This window comes from Streptomyces flavofungini (genome assembly GCF_041028215.1).
GTDB lineage: Bacteria > Actinomycetota > Actinomycetes > Streptomycetales > Streptomycetaceae > Streptomyces > Streptomyces flavofungini_B.
Genome location: NZ_JASKYR010000936.1, coordinates 1 through 3,328 on the forward strand (window position 1 = coordinate 1; position 3,328 = coordinate 3,328).

3 protein-coding genes are annotated in these 3,328 nt (G+C 73.4%); all 3 read right to left on the reverse strand.

What is annotated here, in order from left to right; genetic code table 11:
• Positions 1-291 precede the first annotated feature (291 nt).
• The gene (gene pip, locus AB8Z36_RS36785) at positions 292-1,242 is read right to left on the reverse strand and encodes a prolyl aminopeptidase (RefSeq protein WP_369217733.1); all 951 of its coding nucleotides are present in this window, start codon (positions 1,240-1,242) and stop codon (positions 292-294) included.
• A gap of 25 nt (positions 1,243-1,267) precedes the next feature.
• On the reverse strand, positions 1,268-2,410 hold the full coding sequence (locus tag AB8Z36_RS36790; protein WP_369217734.1) for an MFS transporter: 1,143 nt from the start codon (positions 2,408-2,410) through the stop codon (positions 1,268-1,270).
• A gap of 128 nt (positions 2,411-2,538) precedes the next feature.
• Positions 2,539-3,261 (reverse strand): uracil-DNA glycosylase, encoded by a 723-nt coding sequence (locus tag AB8Z36_RS36795; RefSeq protein WP_369217735.1) that lies wholly within the window; start codon positions 3,259-3,261, stop codon positions 2,539-2,541.
• Between the last annotated feature and the right edge of the window lie 67 nt (positions 3,262-3,328).

A 3,328-nucleotide genomic window follows, 5' to 3' on the forward strand; every position in this document is an offset into this window, starting at 1 on the left:
CGGGGGCGGCTGGCGGGCTGATCGGGCACCGGGGCTCCACTGGCTCGGCGCCGGTCCTGCCCGGCGCGTTCCCCGGAGTCTGCGGTCGCCACGCCGTTCCACCGGCGCCTCCCCCGCCGGAACGGCGGCAGTTCACCCGGGAGAATCACTCCTACGGCGGCGGCGCCCGCACCGCGCCCAGCGCCCCAAGTGCGCGCCCGCGCCCGGGGTTTGACCTGCCCCCGCATGGGCACCGCCGGAGCGGGCGCGCCCCACCGCCACAACCGGTCCGTCAGCGGGGTAAACGGTCCTTCACCAGCGGAAGCGGTCCGTCGCCGCCGTGAGCCGCTCCGCGATCCCGAGCGCCCCGGCGTTGTGCCCCGCCTCTTCGACCAGGGTCAGTTCGCAGTCGGGCCACGCCTCGCGGAGCCGCCACGGGATGCCGAGGAGGTTGCCGAAGTCCAGGCCGCCCTGGACGATCACGCCGGGGACACCGGCCAGCGAGGAGGCGTCCCGCAGGACGACCTCGTCGCCGCCGAGCCAGTGGTCGTGGGCGAAGTAGTGCGTGACGGTCCGCGCGAAACCGGCGCGGAAGGCCGCGTCCTCGTAGCGCGGCACCGACCTCGGGGGCGCCGGTACGCAGGCCGTCTCCCAGTCCGTCCAGGCCCGCGCGGCGGCGGCCCGCACCTCCTCGTCCGGCGATTCGAGCAGCCGGTTGTAGGCGGCGGCGAGGTCCCCGTCCCGCTCGTGCGGCGGCAGGTGGTCGCGGAACGCCCGCCACGCCCCGGGGAAGATCCGCCCGAGCCCGCGCGTGAGCAGCCCGACCTCGGCGCGGCTGCCCGTGGCGAGCCCCGTGAGGACCAGCTCCGAGACCCGGTCGGGGTACGTCTGGGCGTACCGCAGTCCAAGGACGGAGCCGAAGGAGACCCCCCACACCAGCCATGTGTCGATCCGCAGCGCCCGCCGGAGCAGTTCGAGGTCGGCGAGCAGGTGCTTCATGGTGTTGACGCCCATGTCGGTCGCCGGGTCGCTCGCGTGCGGGGTGGAGCGCCCGGCGCCCCGCTGGTCGAGCAGGACGATCCGGTAGGCGTCGGGGTCGAAGTACCGGCGGAAGGAGGGCGTGCAGCCGGAGCCGGGGCCGCCGTGCAGCACGACGGCGGGCTTGCCGAGCGGGTTGCCGCAGGTCTCCCAGTACACGCGGTTGCCGTCGCCGACGTCGAGCATGCCGTGGTCGTAGGGTTCGATGTCCGGATAGAGGCCCATCGGGGCAGCCTAGGCGGGGCCCCCGTCACTCGGCGCGGGCATTTCGCATGCGTCCGTAGGCGTATACGCAGCCCGCGAGCGCGAGGTCGGAGAGGAGCATGAAGCCGATGGAGTACGAGTCCTTGGCGCTGTAGATCGCGCCCATGACCAGCGGCGGCAGGAAGCCGCCGAGTCCGCCGACCGCGCCCACGATGCCGGTGACGGAGCCGACCTTCGGCTGCGGGGTGACCTGGGAGACGAGCGCGAAGACGCTGCCGCTCGCGGTGCCGAGACCGGCCGCCATGAGCAGGAAGCAGATCGTGCCGACCGGGTTCAGCTTCGGGTCGAAGGCCTGTACGACGGCGAAGAGCGCGACGACGGCGAGGGCGCCCGTGGTGACCGTGGCCGGGTGGAGGCGGTCGGAGAGCCAGCCGCCGATGGGCCGGAAGACGACKGTGACCAGCGCGAATCCGGCCGCCTTGGTCCCGGCGTCGGTGGGCGAGAGGTCGTACCAGGTCTTCAGGTACGTGGGCAGGTACACGCCGAAGGCGACGATGCCGCCGAAGCCGATCGCGTAGAGCGCGGAGAGCTCCCAGGTGACCCGGAGCCGTCCCGCCGCGCCGAGGCGGGTGCCGAGGGAGTCGGTGGGCACGGGCCGGTCGGGGCGGTCGGTGATGAGCAGCGCGGCGAGCACCGCGAAGGCGGCGAGCGCGATGGCCACGATGATGTACGGCAGGTTGTCGCCGTGCTCGGCGATCCGGGGCGTGAAGTAGCCGGAGAGCGCCACACCGCCCATGCCCATGCCGAAGACACCGAGCGCGAAGCCCCTGCGGGCGGGCGGGAACCAGGAGTTGACCAGCGGAATGCCGATGGCGAACGTGGTGCCGCCGAGGCCGAGCAGGAAGCCGACGGCGAGCATCGCGCCGAAGCTGTGCCTGGCCGGGATGATCAGCAGCACCGGGACGATGGTGAGCGCGGCGACGAGCGGGAACATCTTCCGGGCGCCGTAGCGGTCGGTCAGGGCGCCGACGGGGACGCGGCCGAGGGAGCCGACGATCACCGGCACGGCGACGAGGAGCGACTGCTCGAAGGAGCTGAGGTTCAGCCGGTCCTTGAAGTCACTGCCGAGCGGCGCCACCAGGTCCCACGCCCAGAAGGTGAGGGTGAAGCCGATGGTCGCCACGGCCAGGTTCCGGTACGCGGCGCCGGAGGGCTTGTCCCCGGCAGCCCCGGAAGGCCTCGTGTCGGAGGCACCTGAGGGCTTGGCTGCACGAGTCTCGTCCACGTCCTCACGCTAGGAACGCCTGCCCGGTGTGGCTACTCCGTTGAGCCGTTCGGGTGCAGGCCCGCCTCGAAGGCCGCCGAACGCAGCACCTCGCGCAGCATCGCGGGCGTGAGGCGTCCGGTGAAGGTGTTGCGCTGGCTGACGTGGAAGCAGCCGAACACGTCCAGCGGCTCCTGCCCGGGACCGCCCGCGAGCCGCACGCGCGCCCCGTGCCCGAAGGCCGGGCGCGGCTTCGGCACCTGCCAGCCCGCCGCCGCGAAGGCGGGCAGCGCGGCCTGCCAGCCGAAGCCGCCCAGCACGACCACGGCCCGGAGCGTCGGCGCGAGCAGCCTCAGCTCGCCCACCAGCCAGGAGCGGCAGGTGTCGCGCTCCTCGGTGGTGGGTTTGTTGGCGGGCGGGGCACAGTGCACGGGTGAGGTGATGCGGGTGCCGTACAGCGTCAGGCCGTCGTCGGCGCTCTCGGCGGTGGGGCGGGAGGCGAGGCCGACGTCGTACAGCGCCGGGTAGAGGAACTCGCCCGAGCGGTCCCCGGTGAACATCCGGCCGGTGCGGTTGGCGCCGTGCGCGGCGGGTGCGAGGCCCACGATCAGGAGCGAGGCGTCGTGCGGGCCGAAGCCGGGCACCGGGCGCCCCCAGTACGTCCAGTCCTCGAACGCCGCCCGCTTGGTACGCGCGACCTCCTCGCGCCACTCGACGAGGCGCGGGCAGGCCCGGCACCCGGTGATCCGCCGGTCGAGCTCGCTCAGGCCGTCCATGTCCTCCGCCGTGTTCTCCACCGAGTTCTGCACCGTGATCTCCGCCGTGTTCTCCACCGTACGTACG